Source organism: Streptomyces sp. RB17, assembly GCF_009604455.1.
GTDB lineage: Bacteria > Actinomycetota > Actinomycetes > Streptomycetales > Streptomycetaceae > Streptomyces.
The window spans coordinates 766,191-784,847 of the sequence record NZ_WEGL01000002.1 but is presented as its reverse complement, the minus strand read 5'-3'; the positions used below and the strand labels follow the sequence as shown (position 1 = coordinate 784,847).

Sequence of the window (18,657 nt, the reverse complement as noted above, 5' to 3'; positions counted from 1 at the left end):
GGCAGGTCACTCCGGACGAGCCACGGCCTCTTTCTGCAGCTGCACCGCCGCCATCAGGCTGAGCCGCGGCTCAGCCTGACGCAGTGCCTTCAACGCCGCCACGGAGGAGATGTCCCCGGCGAAGCCGACGGCGGCCAGCCGGGAGCGAACCCAACGGGCCCGCAGCTCCCCCTCGCTGGCGGCGGCGGTGGACTCGACGAGTGCCGCGGCGCGCTCCAGACCCGGGCGCTCCTCCGGGGGTGCCTCGGCCAGCGCCCGCCGCAGAGCCGCGGTCACCATGTCCGCGTCCCGGATGACGAGTACGGCGTCGTGTCTTCTGTTCAGTCCCGCGAGAGGTGCCATGGGATCACCATGGCCGTCACCCTCCGTACCCGGCAAGGAAATTGAGGAACCTCAGAGGATCACCGGGCTTCGCCCGCTGTCACACATCCAGCCTGCTGATCCGTACCGCCCCCTTCGCCTCCCCCGGATGGGCGCTCGTGAGCGTCAGCCGCAGCCGGGAGCCCCGTACCGGGTCAAAAGTGATCAGCGTCGGGGTGTCCGAGGTCGTGGCCCACTCCACCTTCGCACCCGTGACCGGGACGTACGCGCGCCCGTCCCACACCGCCGCCTCGGCCTTCGCGGGCAGCGCATGGGTGGAGTCCACGGTGAAGGAGACCGCCACCCGGTCGAAGGTCCGGGTGCGCCCGAAGTCGACCGAGACCCAGTCCTCGGCGCGAGCGCCGTTGAACGCGGGCAGCAGCGCGGTGGCCGACTTGGCGAAGGCGTTGGACCAGCCGGTGGCGGGATCGCCGTCGAGCATCGCGGCGGGCAGGGTGTCCGGGCGCCCTGAGTAACTGGCGTCCGGGCAGGGGTAGTTCGCGGGTGACGGGTGGTCGGGCCGGAAGCCGGCCGCCGGGGTGCGGGCGGTGTCGCCCGCCGGGGTGGTGTGCACGCTCGCCGTGCCGGTGCGCAGGCCGTCCGCCCGCGCGGTGACCGTCAGCGGGCCCGGGTTCGTACCGGACCTGACGATGGCGAGGGCCTTGCCGTGGAACGCGGTGCGGGTGCTCGCCTGGTAGCGCTCGGCACTCTCCTCGCGGCCGTTGTCGACCCCGGCCAGGGAGCCGCCGGTGAGGTCGAAGGCGATGAGGTGCTCGGCGTCGGGCACCACCACGCCGTGCGCGTCGACGATCTCGGCGGTGACGAAGACCAGCGAACGGCCGTCCGCGGCCAGGGAGTTCCGGTCGGTCGTCAGCCGTACGGCGTGCGCGGCGCCTGCCGTGCGCAGCACGTCGGTGGCGACCACCTACCTGCCCGTCCCAGCGTGCCACCGCCTTCAGCTCGCCCGGCCGGAAGGGCACTTTCCAGGTCAGGTGCAGCTTTCCCGCGCTGCCGTTGGGGCTGGTGTAGCTGCCCGGGTAGGGGCCGTCGGTGAAGGTCTTGTCGTCGCCCGTGGCCTCGGTGGTCTCCAGGTAGCCGCGCCCGTCGGTGGTTTCCTTGACGTCGAACTGCCGTACGCCCAGGGACATTCCGTCGAGGAACAGCTCGACCGAGGGCACGTTAGCGTACGCCCAGACCTCGACCGTGTCGCCCTCCTCGTGGTTCCAGGTCATCGGCAGCAGGTGGACCATCGGCTCGGCCGTCCACTGGCTCCTGAAGAGGTGGTACATGTCCTTCGGGAAGCCTGCCGTGTCGACCGCGCCGAAGAAGGACGTCTTGACCGGGAAGACGTTGTACGGGGTGGGCTCGCCGATGTAGTCGATGCCGGACCACAGGAACTGTCCGGCGAACCACTTCCGGTCCCGGTCCTTCTTGTGCCCGTACTCGCCGCTCATCGTCCAGGAGGCGAGGTTGTTGTCGTAGGAGGAGGTCTCCCGCCTGCCCGGCGTGTGGTTCTCGCCGGTGTTCAGGTGCTCCGGCTCCTGGTAGGTGCCCCGGGTCGAGGTCTCCGAGGAGGACTCGGACTCGAAGAGGAACAGGTGCGGGTACCGGGCGTGCAGCGCGTCGACCGACTTGGCCGTGTTGTAGTTGAGGCCCAGCCCGTCGAGCTTGGCGAGCATCAGGTCGGCGGCCGAGCCCTGGGCGGGCACGCCGTGGTACTTGTTCGAGCCGATCACCACCGGGCGGGTGTCGTCCGCGGCCTTGATCGCCCCGATGATCCGGTCGGCCATCGCGAGTCCGGCCGTGGAGGTGGAGTCGGGGATCTCGTTGCCGATGGACCACAGGACGACGGCCGGTGAGTTCCGGGCGGCCAGCACCATCTCGGTGGCGTCCTTCTCGCACCACTGGTCGAAGAAGCGGCCGTAGTCGTACGTGGTCTTGCCGGTGCGCCAGCAGTCGAAGGCCTCCACCATCATCACGATCCCCAGCTCCTCGCAGACCTGGATCATCTGCGGCGAGGGCGGGTTGTGGGAGGTGCGGAAGGCGTTGACGCCCATCGACTTCATGATCCGCATCTGTCTGCGGACCGCGTCGATGCTGATGGCGGCGCCGAGCGCGCCCTGGTCGTGGTGCAGGTCGACGCCCTTGATCTTGGTGTGGGTGCCGTTGAGGGAGAAGCCCTCGTCGGGGTCGAAGCGGTAGCTGCGGATGCCGAAGGGGGTGCTGAAGATGTCGGTGGTGCGGCCCGCCACGCGCAGCTCGGTGTGCAGGGTGTAGCGGTGCTCCGGGGTCGCGAAGTCCCACAACAGGGGCTTGCCGACGGTCAGTTCGTGAGTTTCGGTGGCCCGGTCGGCGACCGCGACGGTGGTGGAGGTGCGGGCGACCGTGCGGCCGTCGGGGCCGGTGATCCGGGACAGGATCTGGACGTCCGTGCCGGTGCCGGACTCGTTCACCACCGCCGTCGCCACCCGGACCCGGGCGCTTGCCGCGGAGACCTCCGGGGTCGTGACGTACGTGCCCCAGCGCGCCACGTGCACCGGCTCGGTGATCACCAGCCGGGCCTCGCGGTAGATGCCGCTGCCGGAGTACCAGCGGCTGCTCGGCAGCTGGTTCTGCACCTTGACCGCGAGCAGGTTGGGCGTGCTGCCGTCGGTGTGCACGAGGCCGGTGAGGTCGAGTGCGAAGCCGGTGTAGCCGTAGGGGTGGCGGCCGGCCTGCGTGCCGTTGCAGTAGACGTACGAGTCCATGTAGACGCCGTCGAACTCCACCGAGATGCGCCGGCCGGCGTACGCGGGCGGCAGGGTGAAGGCGAGCCGGTACCAGCCGAGGCCGCCCGGGAGGAAGCCGGTGCCGCTGGTGGTGCCGTGGTCGGTGGTGGGCGTCTGCTCGATGGACCAGTCGTGCGGCACGGCGACCTCGCGCCAGGCCGAGTCGTCGTAGCCGGGATCGGCGGCCTGTGCGTAGGCGCCGCTGGGATCGGTGATGCCGCCCGGATCGACCAGGGCGAAGCGCCAGCCGTCCCGCAGGGGCACGCTGTGGCGTCCGCCCGCACCGGCGGACGCCTCGGCGGCGGCCGGCGGGGCGGGGATGCTCAGCAGCGCGCCGGCCGCGGGTGTCGCGGTGCCGGCGACCAGTACCGATCGGCGGGTGACCGTCATGGCGGCTCTCCCTCATCAGGGCCCAGAAGTACTCACAACTGATCGTGAACAAACAGATTCTGACGGGATGCCACACGCGATCGTCAAGGGTCGGGAGCCTCGCGACCACCCCGGTCGACAGATCGGCCGGATTTGCCCCTTGACCGTGTTCGACCGACCGGCCAGGGGGACAGCGGTTGCGGCTCGCGGGAGCCCCGGAAGCACTACGCTGGAACACGAGAGGTGCCACCTGTTCACTGTGAGTGTGCGCTGGGGAGCGGCGACGATGAGCCGGGTCTATCCGTTCGACGACGCGGCGACGGCCCGGGCTGTCATCGATAACGACGGGACGCTGGTCGAGTGGAACGAGGGCGCCAGGCGCCTGCTCGGCCACCCGGCGGACGCCGTCCTGGGCCGCCCCGCAGCCCGGCTGCTGGCCGCAAAGGACCCCCGGGCCCTGCCCACGGGCCCTCGCTGGGAAGGAACGGTCGGATTGCGCCACCAGGACGGCCGTACCGTCCCGGTCTGGCTGCTCGCCCACCGCCGGCCGGCGCACGACGGACACGGCGGCAGCTGGCTCGTCGTCACCCCGCTGCCCGGCACGGAACCGCCCGCCGCCGACGACCCGCTCGCCGCGGCGGGCCTGCTCCAGTCGCCGTGCGCCGTCGCCGTGTACGACGCCGAGCTGCGGCTGCGCCGGATGAACGAGGCGATGGCCGACGTCGTCGGTCTGCCCGAGGAGCACGTGCGCGGGCTGCGGCTCGCGGAGATCGGCGGCAAACCGCAGAGCGAGGACCTGGAGCAGGCCATGCTCCAGGTGCTGACCACCGGCAGCCCGCTGAACGTGCAGACGTACCTGCGCACCGGCGGCGAGGACCGCGCCCACGCCTGGCTCGCCAGCATGGCCCCGGTCCTGGACGGCCAGGGCCAGGTGCGCGGGGTGTCTCTGGCCGCGCACGACATCACCGACAACTACCGGGCGCGGCAGCGGCTGCAGCTGGTGAACGAGGCGAGCGTGCGCGTCGGCAGCACGCTGGACGTCACCCGTACGGCGCAGGAGCTGGCGGACGTGTGCGTGCCCGCGCTCGCCGACTTCGTCACCATCGACCTGCTGGACCCGCAGGACTACGGCGGCGAACCCCCGGCCCGGGTCACGGCGCCGCTCACCCTGCGCCGGGCCGCCCATCACTCGGTGCTGCACGGGGTTCCGGAGGCGGTGATGAGGCCGGGGCAGACCGAGGAGTACCCGGCCGGCTCGCCCCAGGCGGACGCGCTGACCGCGGGCAGCACGATCATCGCCTCGGTGGCGGCGGGCGAGATGCGGACGTGGCTGACCTGGAACGCCACGCGGGGCGAGCAGGTGCGCAGATTCGGCATCCACTCCTCGATGGCGGTGCCCATCCAGGCACGCGGGCTCACCCTCGGTGTCGCGCTGTTCAGCCGCCACCGGCGTCCGGACCCCTACACCGCGGACGACCGGCTGCTCGCCGAGGAGATCACCACCCGGGCCGCCGTCTGCATCGACAACGCCCGCCGCTACTGCCGTGAGCGGGAGACCGCGCTCGCGCTCCAGCGCAGCCTGCTGCCCCGCACACTGCCGCGCACGGCCGCGCTGGAGGCGTCCTCGCGCTATCTGCCGGCCGCGCGGACCGGGGTGGGCGGCGACTGGTTCGATGTGATCCCGCTGTCCGGGATGCGGGTCGCGATGGTCGTCGGGGACGTCGTCGGGCACGGCGTGGAAGCCTCGGCGACCATGGGCCGCCTGCGGACCGCCGTGCGCACCCTCGCCGACATCGACCTCGCGCCGGACGAGCTGCTGACGCACCTGGACGACCTGGTGGTCCGGCTGTCGGAGGAGTCCGGGGCCGGCGCCGGCCCCGGCGAGGCCGGCAGTCCCGGCGAGGTCGGCGCGACCTGTATGTACGCGGTCTACGACCCGGTGTCCAGGCGCTGCACGGTGGCCCGCGCCGGGCACCCGCCGCCCGTGGTCCTGCGGCCGGGCGGCGTGCCCGAGGCGCTGGACGTGCCCGCCGGTCCCCCACTGGGCCTGGGCGGGCTGCCCTTCGAGTCCACGGAGGTGGAACTGCCCGAGGGAACCGTCCTCGCGCTGTACACGGACGGGCTGGTGTGGTCCCGGGAACGGGATCCGGAGACGAGCCGGGAGAAGCTGTACGAGGCGCTCGGGACGTACACCGACTCCCTGGACGGGACCTGCGACCGCATCCTGCACACCGTGCTGCCGCCGGGCGGCTCCGTGGACGACGTGGCCCTGCTGCTCGCCCGCACCCAGGGCCTGCCGTCCGCGCAGGTCGCGACCTGGGACATCCCGGCCGACCCGGCCCTGGTCGCGCCGATCCGCAAACAGGTCGTGCAGCAGTTGGACACCTGGGGGCTGAGCGAGGCCTCGTTCACGACGGAGCTGGTGGTCAGCGAACTGGTCACCAACGCCATCCGGTACGGCTCGCACCCCATCCGGCTGCGGCTGATCCACGACTCCAGCACGCTGATCTGCGAGGTGTGCGACACCAGCCACACCGCCCCGCACCTGCGCCGGGCCAAGATCTTCGACGAGGGCGGCCGCGGCCTGCTGCTGGTCGCCCAGCTCACCCAGCGCTGGGGCAGCCGGCACACCCCGGAGGGCAAGACGATCTGGGCGGAACTGCCACTGTTCGAGCCGGACCAGCAGGGCTTCCAGTCGGACCAACAGGGCTTCTAGTCGGACCGGAGGCGCTCAGGAGCCCGCCAGCCAGGGACGTACCAGTTTGCGGGCCTCGTGGAGGCGGGACTTCAGGGTGCCGAGGGGAATGCCGATCCGTTCGGCGACCTCCGCGTAGTCCAGCTGGCAGATGTCGCGGTAGACCAACGGCGCCACCAGGTGCGGATGCGTCCGCTCCAGCCGTTCCAGCGCCTCCAGCAGGTCCACCCGGGAACCCGCGATGACGCTGGTGGTGCGCGGGTCGACGGCGTGCGAGGGCTCGATGGCGGCCGGCTGCTCGGCGGCCCGCCGCTTCAGCTCGCGGTACTTCTGCCGGCAGCAGTTGGCGACCACGGTGTACAGCCAGGTGCTGAAGCGGCTGCGGCCCTCGAAGCGGGAGATGTGCCGCGCCACCTGGAGCAGCACGTCCTGGGCGGCCTCCTCGGCGTCCTCCCGGCACGGAAGGAAGCGCCCGCAGCGGCGCAGGACCTCCGGCCGGATCTCGCTGAGCAGCCGGTCCAGGGCCACGCTGTCGCCTGCGGCGGCCCGCCGGGCGAGGTCTTCCATCGGCGCCTGGTCCTGCACGGACGGGTCCCCCTTTGAGTCGATCTCAGGCCAGGCATGATAGTCGTATGCACTCCCTGGATCGGATCGGCCGCTACCGTCTCGAACGGCCGTTGGGCACCGGCGCCTTCGCGACGGTCTGGCTCGCCCACGACGACGAGCTCGAGGCCCCGGTCGCGCTGAAGGTCCTCGCCGAGAACTGGGCGCACCGGCTGGACATCAGGGACCGCTTCCTGTCCGAGGCCCGGCTGCTGCGCCGGGCCGGCTCCAGCCGCGTGGTGCAGGTCTACGACATCGGTGAACTGCCCGACGGCAGGCCGTACTTCGTGATGGAGTACGCCGCCGGCGGCACCCTCGCCGACCTGCTGGCGCACGGGCCGCTGCCGGTGGGGCACGCGCTCGCGCTGACGGCCGAGGCCGCGCGGGCCGCCGCCGCGCTGCACGAGGCGGGGATCGTGCACCGGGACATCAAGCCGACCAACGTGCTGCTGCACACCGCCCCGGACGGCACCCGGCGGGTGCTGCTGGCCGATCTGGGGCTCGCCAAGAGCCTCGCGCAGGCGTCGGTGCTCACGCTGGCCGCGGGCTCGGCGGGCTATCAGCCGCCCGAGCAGGCCGAGCCCGGCGAGGGCATCGACGAGCGGGCCGACGTCTACAGCCTGGGCGCGGTCGGCTACGAGCTGGTCACCGGGACCGTGCCGGGCCCGCCCGGCCGGGTCGTACCGCCCCGGCGGCTGCGGCCGGACCTCGGCGAGGACGTGGAGCGGGCTTTGCTGCGCGCGCTGGAGCCGGACCGGGCGCGCCGCTGGCCCGGCGCGCAGGCGTTCGCCGACGAGCTGCACCGGCTGGCGGCGGGGCCGCCCGCGCTCCGGCCCGTCCGGCGACTGGACGGCGTGCGTGGCCGGCTGAACACGGTGACGCTGGCGGTGGCCGCGGTCCTCGCCGCGGCGGCGGCCGCGACCGCGGTGACCCTGTTGATCCACCGCCCGGACTCCTCGGACCGGGTGCGGGTCACGGACTCCACCGGGCGGGTGACCGTCACCGTGCCGGCGGGCTTCGGCCGCGAGCTGCGCGACTCCGGCTGGGACCCGAGCGCGCTGGGGCTCGGCAGGGGCCACGACCCCGGGCTGGTGGTGGCCGACGACCTGAGCCGGTGGCCCGATCTGGGGGCGGCGGTGGACGGCGTGTTCGTCGGGGTGAGCGAGCACGGTGACGTCACGGCGCGCGTGAAGGCCCTCGGCCACTCCGGCTGCCGCTTCTCCGGCAGCCGGACCTTCACCGACGCCGACTGGCACGGTCTGGTACGGGCCTGGAGCGGCTGTCCGGACGGCGGTTCGGTCACCGAGTCCGCCCTGGACCCGGCGAACGGCGCCGCACAGCCCCAGGTGTACGTGCAGGTGCGCCAGCGGGGCGACGGGGACGCGACCGAGGGGATACTCCGTTCGCTGAGCGTGACCTGACGGGCGCCTGCCGGAGGTCACAGCGGGGAAAAGATTCCTGCGTGTGCCGAACTTTTCCGGGCCTGTGCGCATCGGAGTGTGAGGACGGCGCACCCGCGCCCTGAGGCACGCGTTCCGGCGCGTGCCACGACCCTCCAGGAGTGTTGAGCGACATGGTGTACACACCCCGGTCCGCGCGGCACGGGGCCCTGCTCGTGGGCACGGTCGCCGTGCTGGGCCTCGTGACCGCCTGCGGCAACAGCCACGATGTGAACAGCAACCCGCCCATGACGGCGTCCGGTACGGCTGCGCCGGCGACGGGCAGCAAGACCCCGGCCGCCTCTGCCACGTCCGCCCCGGGCACCACCCCCACCGGCGCGGCCACGACCGCGCCCTCGAAGGCGGTTCCCTCGACGGGCGGCGGCGGCACGAACACGGCCCCGGCGAGCAGCCGCTGCCACACCTCCGAGCTGCGCGCCTCGGTGGGCCGCAACGACCCGGGCGCAGGCCAGGAGAACTTCCCGGTCGTCCTCACCAACACGTCCGGCCGGACCTGCACCGTGCACGGCTATCCGGGCGCGGCGTTCGTGAGCGCCTCCGGCAGCCAGGTCGGCCCGGACCCCAGGCGTGAGTCGGGCTCCCCGGCGACCATCACCCTGAAGCCCGGGCAGAGCGCCTGGGCGGGGCTGACCTTCTCCAACCCCGGCATCAGCGGTGCGAAGACGGCCAGCCCGGCCGCGCTGCTGGTGACGCCGCCGGACGAGCACGACTCGCTGAAGGTGGCGTGGACGGGCGGAGCGGTGCCGGTCTCCGGGAACTCCTCGTCCGTCTTCCTGTCGGTGTTCAGCCCCGGCACGGCCCCCTGACCGGCCCGAACGCCCCCTCGAACCCCGCTGTCCCACTCCCTGGGCAGCGGGGTTCGTCATGTTCGCGCCACAACTGTCACAGGACGGCAACAGGCACCGGTGGCCGCGATCTTTCCCCCGACTCCCGTCATCGAACCCGTCGACCCACAACGGCGAGCAGGCTCCGCAGGGGCCGTGACAAGGAAATCGGGGACATGATGAGCGGGATCTCACGCAGGCGAGTGCTGACGGCGGGCGCGGCGGCGGGCGCCCTGGGCGCGCTGGCCGCGTGCTCCTCCGGCACCGGCCTCTCGGTCGACGGCCCGGCGGACGACGGCAAGGGCACCGCCCAGGCCCGGCCGGTGAAGCCGATCGGTGACGGCTCCACGGCCGACACCGGGGCCCAGCCGCATCAGCCGACGCCCGAGCGGCTGAAGCCGGGCCAGAAGCCCCCGCAGTTCGTGGTGTTCTCCTGGGACGGCGCGGGCGAGCTGAGCAACCAGCTGTTCTCCCGCTTCCGCAAGGTCGCCGCCGACCACGGCGCCAAGATGACCTTCTTCCTCAGCGGCATCTACACGCTGCCCGAGTCGAAGAAGAACCTGTACCGTCCGCCGCAGCACGCGGTCGGCGCCTCCGCCATCGGCTACCTCGCCGACCGGCACATCCACGCCACTCTCCAGCAGGTCCGCGCGGCCTGGCTGGAGGGCCACGAGATCGGCACCCACTTCAACGGGCACTTCTGCGGCGCGACCGGCGTGCGCAACTGGTCCCCGGCCGAGTGGCGCAGCGAGATAGACCAGGCGGTCGACTTCGTGACCAAGTGGAAGACCAACACCGGCTTCACCGACCTGGAGCCGCTCCCCTTCGACTACCGAAAGGAGCTGATCGGCGGCCGTACGCCGTGCCTGGAGGGCCAGTCCAACCTGCTGCCGACGGCGGCCGCGCTCGGCTGGAAGTACGACGCCAGCTCCCCCGGCGGGCTCCAGATCTGGCCGGGCAAGGTGCAGGGCGGGAAGATCTGGGACTTCCCGCTGCAGTCCATACCGTTCCCCGGGCACAGCTTCCAAGTGCTGTCGATGGACTACAACATGATGTTCAACCAGTCCGGCGGCAACCCGCTCGGCGACCGCACCCAGTTCGACGCCTGGCGCACCCAGGCCCGCGACGCCTATGTCGCCGGCTTCCAGCGGGCGTACACGACCAACCGCGCCCCCTTCTTCATCGGCAACCACTTCGAGCGCTGGAACGGCGGCATCTACATGGACGCCGTCGAGGAGGCCATCGGGAAGATGGCCGCGTACGGCGACGACGTGCGGTTCGTGTCGTTCAAGCAGCTCGTTTCCTGGCTGGCGGCGCAGGACCCGGCGGTGCTGCGCAAGCTGCGCACGCTGGTGCCGGGACAGGCCCCGGCGGGCGGCTGGGCGGAGTTCCTGGGCGCGGCGGGCAGCCACAGCTCGTAACTCGTTCACGATCGTCTGTTTTCATGGGCGGGCACCGACTGATCCATTCCGGAAGGACCTGCCCCTGAACACCCCTCTGGCCGAGGCCCTGTCCGCCGTTCTGCTCGTCGCCGTGCTGGCCTGGGCCGTCGTACGGCCCTTCGGGTGGCCGGAGGCGGTCATGGCCGTGCCCGCCGCCGGCATCGCGGTCGCCACCGGGGCGATCTCGCTGGGCCACGCCAGGGCCGAGGCCGAGCGGCTCGGGCCGGTGGTCGGGTTCCTGGCCGCGGTGCTGGTCCTCGCCCATTTCTGTGATGTGGACGGGCTGTTCCAGGCGTGCGGGGCGTGGACGGCCCGGTGGGCGGCGGGCCGTCCGGTGCGGCTGCTGACGGCGGTCTTCGCGCTGGCGTCCGTCATCACCGCCGTCCTCAGCCTGGACGCCACGATCGTGCTGCTCACCCCGGTGGTGTTCGCGACGGCCACGCGGACCGGCGTACGGCCGAAACCGCATGTGTACGCCTGCACCCACCTGTCGAACACGGCGTCGCTGCTGCTGCCCGTGTCCAATCTGACGAACCTGCTGGCGTTCGCGACGAGCGGGCTGAGCTTCACCCGGTTCGCGGCGCTGATGGCGCTGCCGTGGCTGGTGGCGATCGGTGCCGAGTTCGTGGTGTTCCGGCGGTTCTTCGCCCGGGACCTCGCGGCGGCGGTGCCGTCCGGCCGGGACACCGGTGAGGCTCCGGAACTGCCCCTGTTCGCCCTGGTGACCGTGGGCTGCACGCTGGCGGGGTTCGTGGTGGCGTCGGCGTTCGCAGTGGAGCCGGCCTGGGTCGCGGCGGCGGGCGCGCTGGTGCTGGCGGGGCGGGCGCTGGTGCGCGGCAAGGCGACGCCGCTGACCGTCGTACGGGCGGCGGCCCCGGCCTTCCTCGCGTTCGTACTGGCGCTGGGCATCGTGGTGCGGGCGGTCGTCGACAACGGGCTCTCCGACGTGCTGGGCCATGTCATGCCGGGCGGTACCGGGCTGCCGGCGCTGCTCGGGATCGCCGCGCTGGCCGCCGTCCTGGCGAACCTGATCAACAATCTCCCCGCGGTCCTGGTCCTGCTGCCGCTGGCCGCACCGGCCGGACCGGGCGCGGTGCTGGCGGTGCTGCTCGGCGTGAACATCGGCCCGAACCTGACCTACGCCGGGTCGCTGGCGACGCTGCTGTGGCGGCGGATCGTGCACCAGCACGAGCACGAGGTGGACCTCGGGGAGTTCACCCGGCTGGGCCTGCTCACCGTGCCCTCCTCGCTCGCGGTCGCGGTGGTGGCACTGTGGGGGTCACTGCAGATCTTCTGAGAGCTCGTCCGACGTCTGGGGAGGCCGACCGATGCGTGTGATCGCCTGGCTCGTCGAGGGCACCTGGCCCGCCTGCGTGGACGCCGTACGCACCCACGCACCGGACACCGCCGAGGTGGTGCTGCTGCACGTCACCGGGGCCGAGGTGCCCGGGCTGGCGCACGGCGCGTTCGCCGGACTGCTCGGGCGCGGGGGTCCGTGGGGGCACCTCCCGGCCGAAGGCTGGGGGAAGGACCCGGGCGACCGGCTGGAGGCGCTGGGCGGGAGTTCGGCGGCCGAGCTGCTCGACGCGGCGGCGGAGCGGCTGGGTCGGCCCTGCGTGCGCGAGGAACGCTCGGGCCGGGTCGAGCGGGAGGTGGTGGCCGCCGCCGAGGGCGCCGATCTGCTGGTGCTGGCCCGGGACGGCGACCGGTCCCGGCTCGGGCCGAAGAGCCTGGGCCCGGCGGTCCGGTTCGCCGTCGACCACGCGCCCTGCCCGGTGCTGCTGGTGTGGCCGGAGCCGGCCCCGGGGCTGGGCACGATCCCGCCGCCACCGCCGCACCACCCGTGAGTCAGCGGCGGTGACGCCCATCGCCATAACCTCCGCCGTCCCCGTATCCCCCGCTGCCCCAGCCGCAGTAGTACGGGTACGCGGAGCAGGGGTCGGACGTGGTGGACGGCGTGGCAGCGGGGCCGGACCCGGTCGCCGTGGGCTTCGGGGCCGGTGACGGGCTGGTGCCGGAGCCCCGGGGGGTGGGTGTCGCCCGGGAGGACACGGGGTTCGGGCCGGCGGTCGGCGACGCGGCGCTGTCGCTGTCCCAGTTGACGTTCTCCATCTGCAGATCGGGTCTGGCGGTGTCCACGGACCAGCGCTGGGCGTCGCCGGGCGCGCGGTTCTTCAGCACCAGGGCGCCGGAGCCGTCGGTGGCGGCCGGGGTGAGGGCCAGGTCCTGGTTCCAGCGGGGTATCAGGGCGCCCTGGAGGGTGAAGTCGTAGCGGATGTTGCGGGCGGCCTTGCCGGTGGCCGAGCAGGGGGCGAGGCGGACCGAGTAGCCGAGGTGGGAGTCCAGGCACAGACCGGGCGCCGCGGAGTTGCGCAGCAGTCCGTCGGTCTCGTACGTCCACTGCTGGCTCGGGGTCGCGGAGCAGGGGGCGAGTTCGGTCTCGGCGCCCTGCACGGCCTTCTTGCCGACGACGCCGACACACAGTCCGGAGGCGAGGTTGTGCAGCCGTCCGTGCAGGGCGCCCTCGCCGGCCCCGCTCGCACCGGCCCAGGACGCGCCGGGGCTCGCGGCGTCCTTGCCGGGCGCCGGGGAGGAGGCGTCCTTGTCGGCCGGGGCCGCTCCGTCACCCGACCCGAGCACCGACCACAGCACCAGGGGCAGTACGACCAGCCCGCTGACGGTGACGACGGCCAGCGCGAGATTGCGCCGCCGGGCACGCCGGGCACGAGCGGCACGATGAGCCGACCGACCGGAGGGGAGGGCGTCCCCAGGACCACTCGTGGCACCGGCGACGGCGGAGGGTCGGGCCGAGCGGGGGGAGGAGTCGTCGGCGTACGCGGAGCCTGCGGCGGAGGCAACGCCTGCGGCATCGAAGGAAGCGAAGGCGGAGTCGGCGGAGGCGCGGCGGTGCGAGGCGCCGGCGGTGCCGCCCCCGCCCGTCGACCCGGCGAAACGACCCCGACGCCCGCCCCCGGCGGGACCACCCCGACGCGCGGGCTCGGCGGCGCTGTTCCGGCCCGCGGACTCGGTGGAGCCGCTTTCCCCCGCGGACTCGGCCGAACCGCTCCACGCCAGGAACTCGGCCGAGCCGTTGCGGCCCGTGGACGCTGCCGAACCGCCTCGGCGGCCGGACTCGACGGCGCCACCTCGCCGCCTGCCCCCGGCGGGACCGGGCCGGTGCGGTGGCTCGGGGGGCAGGAAGGGCTCGCCGGAGCGGGGGGCGAAGCTCTCGGCCTGTGGGGCCGGTTCGGACGGCTCCTCGGCGCGGCTCGCCCGGGCGTCGACGTAGGCGTGGGCACCCCAGCCGAGGACCGCCTCGGCCAGCGCGAGCCCAAGTCCCGTGTTGAACGCCGCGAGTTGGTCGGCGGTGCGGCTGCAGTGACCGCACCGGCCCAGGTGCTCGCGCAGATCGGGGTCGATGTCGACGCCACCGCGCCGGAACGTCACGTCGAGCATCCGCAGGTAGCGCCGGCACTCGTTGTCGGGGGCGAGTTCGCGATGCGCCTGGAGACACTCCTCGCGGAGCCGTTCCCGGCCCCGGCGGAGCTCGACGCGAGCGTCCTCCAGGTCCAGCCCGAGCAGGGCCGCCGGTACGGCGAGCGGTTCGGCCTCGACCTCCGTGTGCCACAGCACGGCACGGGAGGTCTGCGGCACCCGCTGGAACGCGCGCGACAGCAGCCGCCGGCCGGGTGGCGGCAGCAGCCGGGCGGCGGCACGCTCACCGGTGGCGGCGGACCGCAGCGCCGGGTGGAGGAGTTCCTGGCGGCCGTCGGTGTCCCACTCGGCCGCGATCCGCCGGACGGCGACCAGCACATGGGGCCGCCAGGCGGCGGTCGGCCCGGTCTGCCGCAGCGACTCCCCGAACAGCCGGGTGAATGCGGCGGTGGTGAGCATGCCGGCGGCGCGCGTCCCGTCCGTGCACAGCCGTGCGTAGGCGAAGGCCGCTTCCCAGTGCCGGTCGAGGAGTTCACCGACGGGATGGAGCGCGGGTGTCCCTCCCGTCCACTTCTTCAGCTCGGCACTCAGTTGTTCGTCCGACCGGCCTGCCTCATTCACGACTGCATTCCTCCAGACGTGATACGGAATTAGTCCATACCAAGCGGTATGGGAAGGTGGTGGGGCTGCTCGAACGTCCACCTGAGGCGGCTCTTTTGAAGCGTGGGGGGTGTACGGGGAGCGGCCTGGCGCATACAGAGGGAAATCCGATGAGCCTGCGCGCCGACAGTGCACACTTTTGCACAGCCACACGGGCGCGAACAAGGGATCTTTCGAATATCGACATTCACCGCGGCAGGATTCCTTATTGACGCAGGTTCAAGGTAATCCCTTTCTTCCCTTTATCGCCGTCCGCCCGTCCGGTAGGCGCCCGGCGGCACTCCGTAACGTTCCCGGAAAACCCGGCTGAAGTGGAAGGGGCTGCCGAACCCGGAGGCCGCCGCCACCCGTTCCACCGTGAGGCCGGTGGCCTCCAGCAGCCGGGCCGCGTGCCGCAGCCGGGCCTCGCGCAGCGCCCGCATCGGCGGCCGCCCGGTGCGCAGGGTGAACAGGTGGGCGAAACGGGACGGGGACAGCGCGACGCTCTCGGCGAGCGAGCGGACGGTGTGCGGGGCGCCGGGGTCGGCGGCGATCAGTTCCTCGGCCCGGCGCACCCGGGCGTCGGTATCCGTCGCGGGTGGCGGCGTCCGGGCACCGCCGGCGGCGAGCAGGACCACCTCCTCCAGTGCGCACAGGGCCAGTTCGTGCGCCAGGCTGCCGTGGGCCACGGCCACCGGGTCCGGCTCGCGCGGGGCGTCCTGCCCAGGGGTGCCCCCGGCCGGTCCGCGGGCGTCGGCGAGCATCCGGCCGAACGCCGCCTCGATACGGCCGTGCAGGGCGCCGGGTACGGGTGTCATGGCGTACAGGCCGTCGGACACGGCGTACGGGGCGAGCCAGGTCGTCCAGGACGGGCGGGCCTGGCAGTGCGTCCACCAGAACCGCCAGCACTCGGCGCCGGGCGCGACGGTGTAGCGGTGGCCGGTGCCCGGAGCGAGCACCACCAGATCACCGGCGCCGGCGCGGGCCCGGGCGGCGCCCTGGCGGAGCAGCCCGCAGCCGTCCAGCGTGAAGGTGAACAGCCAACTGTCCGAGCCCCGGGGCCGGTTGACGCCGTAGCCCGGCGGCTGGTCGTAGCGGCCGGTCACCACGAGTCCGGGCGGCGGGGACGGGTCGGCGGCGGCAGCCGTCACGCGCAGGTCCTCAGCATGCACGGGCATCCTCCCGTCGGGTGCGTCTGCCTAGCGTGGCGGGTGAGTGACCATCTGACCACCGGACGCCGAGGAGCGGACACATGACAGCCACGGACAGCGGCGGCATCCTGCCGCAGGCACTGCGGCAGCGGTTCGAGGAGGACGGGTTCACCGTCGTACGGAGGCTGTTCGGCCGGGACGAGACCGAGCGGCTGTGCGCCGCGTTCGCCGCGTTGTACGCGGCCGGTCCGGTGCCGGGCCGCTTCGAGCCCCGTCCGGCGGACCCCGACCCGCTGCGCCGCTACCCCCGGGTGATGCAGCCGCACGAATTCAGCGCGGTGGCACGGGAGTTCCTGCTGGACGCCCGGCTACGGGCCGTGCTGGAGGTGCTGTTCGGGGAGGAGGTGCTGGCCGCGCAGAGCATGTTCTACTTCAAGCCGCCGGGTGCGCGTGGGCAGGCGCTGCACCAGGACAACTTCTATCTGCGGGTCGAACCGGGAACGTGCGTGGCGGCCTGGGTGGCCTGCGAGCCGATCGACCGGGACAACGGCGGGCTCGAGGTCGTCCCGGGCACCCACCGGATGGACCTGTTCTGCCCCGAACTCGCCGACGAGCAGCTGTCGTTCGCCCGCGAGTACGTGCCGCCTCCGGCCGGGCTGACCTCGGTTCCCGTGGATCTGGCACCGGGTGACGTGCTGTTCTTCAACGGCAGCCTGGTGCACGGCTCCGGGCCCAACCGCACCGCCGACCGGTTCCGGCGGTCGTTCATCGGGCACTACGTCGGGCGGTCGGCCGAGCGGATCGGGGGGTACTACCGGACGCTCACGATGTCGGGCGAGCGGGTGCCGTTGCCGGCGAGCGAGGGGGCGGGTCCGTGCGGCACGGAGTTCGTACCGCACGGACCGCACTGAACCGTCAGAGCCTCAGTGGCCGCTGATCGCGCGCGGAGTGTAGGGCTGCTCCAGCTCCTCGATCTCCTTCTCCGTCAGCTCCAGTTCGACGGCGGCCACCGCGTCCTCGATGTGGTGGGGCTTGGCGGCGCCCACGATCGGTGCCGCCACCGTGTCCTGGTGCAGGAGCCAGGCGAGGGCCACCTGGGCGCGGGGTACGCCGCGGTCGTTCGCGATCCGGGTGACGGCCTCGACGATCGAACGGTCGCTGTCCAGGTACAGCCGGCTGCCGAAGTTGTCGTTCGCGCTGCGCTCGGTGACCGTGCCCCAGTCACGGGTGAGCCGGCCCCGGGCGAGCGGGCTCCACGGCAGCACGCCTACGCCCTGGTCCGCGCAGAGCGGCAGCATCTCCCGCTCCTCCTCGCGGTAGAGCAGGTTGTAGTGGTTCTGCATGGTCACGAACGTGGTCCAGCCGTGCCGCTCGGCCGTGTACTGCAGCTTGGAGAACTCCCACGCGTACATCGAACTCGCCCCGATGTAGCGGACCTTGCCCGCCTTGACCAGGTCGTGCAGCGCCTCCAGCGTCTCCTCGATCGGGGTCGCGTGGTCGTAGCGGTGGATCTGGTAGAGGTCGACGTAGTCGGTACCGAGGCGGCGCAGGCTGTGGTCGATCTCGGCCATGATCGCCTTGCGGGACAGCCCAGCGCCGTTGGGGCCCGGCCGCATCCGGCCGTGCACCTTGGTGGCCAGCACGATCTCGTCGCGGTTCGCGAAGTCGCGCAGGGCCTTGCCGACGATCTCCTCGCTGGTGCCGTCGGAGTAGACGTTCGCGGTGTCGAAGAAGGTGATGCCCGCCTCCAGCGCCTGCCGGATCAGCGGTCGGGACGCCTCCGCGTCGAGGGTCCACTCGTGGACGCCGCGGTCGGGCAGGCCGTAGGTCATGCAGCCCAGACAGATCCGCGAGACGTCCAGGCCCGTCGAACCGAGCTTCACGTACTGCATCGTTGCTGCTCCTGCCTTCGGGACGATGGTCACCCACGAGCCTACGGCGTGGCCCGGCACCGGCTTGACGAGCGAAGCGCGCGGGCGATTTGATCCTGCCGTGTGCCGCGCCGCCCGGCGTGGGCAGGATGGAGCGGACTTGCCCCCCAAGGGTGTTTTCCGCGCCGCGGGCTCGCGCGGGAGCGCAGGCCCCATGGCAGCGGCTCTGATCGTCACCCTGTCGGCGCTGGCCGGCTGCGCAGCCGGCGGTTCCGGCGCCTCGGGCGACTCCGGCGGCAAGGAGCGACGGAGTTCGCCGAAGCCCGCCGCGGTACGGCTGCCCCCGCGCCACGCCGGGTTCGACTACCAGATCGGCGGTGCCTATCCCCCGCCGAAGGGCGTACGGATCGTCAGCCGCGACCGTTCCGCCTCCCCGGCGCCCGGCCTGTACAACATCTGCTATGTCAACGCCTTCCAGGCCCAGCCCGAAGAGCGCGCCTCCTGGCCGGCCGACCTGCTGCTGCGCGACGCGCACGGCGAGGCCGTCATCGACGAGGACTGGAACGAGGCCCTGCTCGACCTCCGCACCCCGGCCAGGCGGGAGCGGGTGGCCGAGCGGGTGAACGACTGGATCGACGGCTGCGCGAACAAGGGCTTCGACGCCGTCGAGCCGGACAACTACGACAGCTACACCCGCTCCCACCGCCTGCTCACCGCTGCCGACGCGACCGCCTTCATGACCCTGCTGACCCGGCACGCGCACGCCCGGCACCTGGCCGTCGCGCAGAAGAACACCGCCGAACTGGCCGGTGTGCGGCGGCGGGCCGGGCTGGACTTCGCGGTGACGGAGGAGTGCGGGCAGTACGGCGAATGCGGGGTGTTCGCCAGGGCGTTCGACGACCGGGTGGTGGACATCGAGTACACCGACGCCGGGTTGCGCTCGGCGGTCGCCGACTGGGGCGCCAGGCTGAGCATCGTCCGCCGGGACCGGGATGTGTCCACTCCGCGGAGCAAGGGGTACGTCCGCGAGGTCGGCTGAC

Annotated in this window: 13 protein-coding genes and 1 pseudogene; 8 read left to right on the top strand and 6 right to left on the bottom strand. The window is 72.8% G+C overall.

Annotated features, from left to right (window positions below):
* Positions 1-6: 6 nt before the first annotated feature.
* Together SRB17_RS10530 and SRB17_RS10525 are read right to left on the bottom strand one after the other, a co-directional pair.
* Positions 7-342, bottom strand: a complete 336-nt coding sequence (locus SRB17_RS10530) for a hypothetical protein (protein WP_153537060.1) — start codon at positions 340-342, stop codon at positions 7-9.
* A 79-nt stretch (positions 343-421) separates the two neighbouring features.
* Positions 422-3,518 (bottom strand): annotated as a pseudogene (locus SRB17_RS10525) (glycoside hydrolase family 2 TIM barrel-domain containing protein).
* A 265-nt stretch (positions 3,519-3,783) separates the two neighbouring features.
* Between SRB17_RS10525 and SRB17_RS10520 the strand changes: the two are divergent.
* Positions 3,784-6,213, top strand: a complete 2,430-nt coding sequence (locus SRB17_RS10520) for a SpoIIE family protein phosphatase (protein WP_153537058.1) — start codon at positions 3,784-3,786, stop codon at positions 6,211-6,213.
* 15 nt (positions 6,214-6,228) lie between these two features.
* Here SRB17_RS10520 and SRB17_RS10515 read toward each other — a convergent pair whose 3' ends face one another.
* Entirely contained in the window at positions 6,229-6,777 is a 549-nt protein-coding gene (locus SRB17_RS10515) for an RNA polymerase sigma factor (protein ID WP_323375260.1), read from the bottom strand.
* A gap of 47 nt (positions 6,778-6,824) precedes the next feature.
* Here SRB17_RS10515 and SRB17_RS10510 point away from each other — a divergent pair, with 47 nt between their 5' ends.
* The 5 genes from SRB17_RS10510 (at position 6,825) to SRB17_RS10490 (ending at position 12,368) form a co-directional block, all read left to right on the top strand.
* The gene (locus tag SRB17_RS10510) at positions 6,825-8,216 is read left to right on the top strand and encodes a serine/threonine-protein kinase (protein ID WP_153537056.1); all 1,392 of its coding nucleotides are present in this window, start codon (positions 6,825-6,827) and stop codon (positions 8,214-8,216) included.
* Positions 8,217-8,368: 152 nt separating this feature from the next.
* Positions 8,369-9,061 carry a DUF4232 domain-containing protein gene (locus tag SRB17_RS10505; protein WP_153537054.1) on the top strand — a complete coding sequence of 231 codons (693 nt, stop codon included), beginning with the start codon at positions 8,369-8,371 and terminating at the stop codon, positions 9,059-9,061.
* Positions 9,062-9,258: 197 nt separating this feature from the next.
* Positions 9,259-10,500, top strand: coding sequence for a hypothetical protein (locus tag SRB17_RS10500; protein ID WP_153538188.1), 1,242 nt, complete (start codon positions 9,259-9,261; stop codon positions 10,498-10,500).
* A gap of 64 nt (positions 10,501-10,564) precedes the next feature.
* Positions 10,565-11,818 (top strand): arsenic transporter, encoded by a 1,254-nt coding sequence (locus SRB17_RS10495; protein ID WP_153538186.1) that lies wholly within the window; start codon positions 10,565-10,567, stop codon positions 11,816-11,818.
* Positions 11,819-11,849: 31 nt separating this feature from the next.
* The gene (locus tag SRB17_RS10490) at positions 11,850-12,368 is read left to right on the top strand and encodes a universal stress protein (protein WP_153537052.1); all 519 of its coding nucleotides are present in this window, start codon (positions 11,850-11,852) and stop codon (positions 12,366-12,368) included.
* 1 nt (position 12,369) lies between these two features.
* Here the strand turns inward: SRB17_RS10490 and SRB17_RS10485 are convergent, their stop codons facing one another.
* Together SRB17_RS10485 and SRB17_RS10480 are read right to left on the bottom strand one after the other, a co-directional pair.
* The gene (locus SRB17_RS10485; protein ID WP_323375259.1) at positions 12,370-14,577 is read right to left on the bottom strand and encodes an RICIN domain-containing protein; all 2,208 of its coding nucleotides are present in this window, start codon (positions 14,575-14,577) and stop codon (positions 12,370-12,372) included.
* Positions 14,578-14,858: 281 nt separating this feature from the next.
* Positions 14,859-15,773 (bottom strand): helix-turn-helix domain-containing protein, encoded by a 915-nt coding sequence (locus SRB17_RS10480; RefSeq protein ID WP_153537050.1) that lies wholly within the window; start codon positions 15,771-15,773, stop codon positions 14,859-14,861.
* Between the two features lie 74 nt (positions 15,774-15,847).
* Between SRB17_RS10480 and SRB17_RS10475 the strand changes: the two genes are divergently transcribed.
* Complete coding sequence (locus SRB17_RS10475; protein ID WP_153537048.1) at positions 15,848-16,657, top strand: phytanoyl-CoA dioxygenase family protein; 810 nt, start codon at positions 15,848-15,850, stop codon at positions 16,655-16,657.
* 12 nt (positions 16,658-16,669) lie between these two features.
* Here SRB17_RS10475 and SRB17_RS10470 read toward each other — a convergent pair whose 3' ends face one another.
* Complete coding sequence (locus tag SRB17_RS10470; RefSeq protein ID WP_153537047.1) at positions 16,670-17,638, bottom strand: aldo/keto reductase; 969 nt, start codon at positions 17,636-17,638, stop codon at positions 16,670-16,672.
* A 193-nt stretch (positions 17,639-17,831) separates the two neighbouring features.
* Here SRB17_RS10470 and SRB17_RS10465 point away from each other — a divergent pair, with 193 nt between their 5' ends.
* The gene (locus tag SRB17_RS10465; RefSeq protein WP_194293963.1) at positions 17,832-18,656 is read left to right on the top strand and encodes an endo alpha-1,4 polygalactosaminidase; all 825 of its coding nucleotides are present in this window, start codon (positions 17,832-17,834) and stop codon (positions 18,654-18,656) included.
* Position 18,657: the final 1 nt, after the last annotated feature.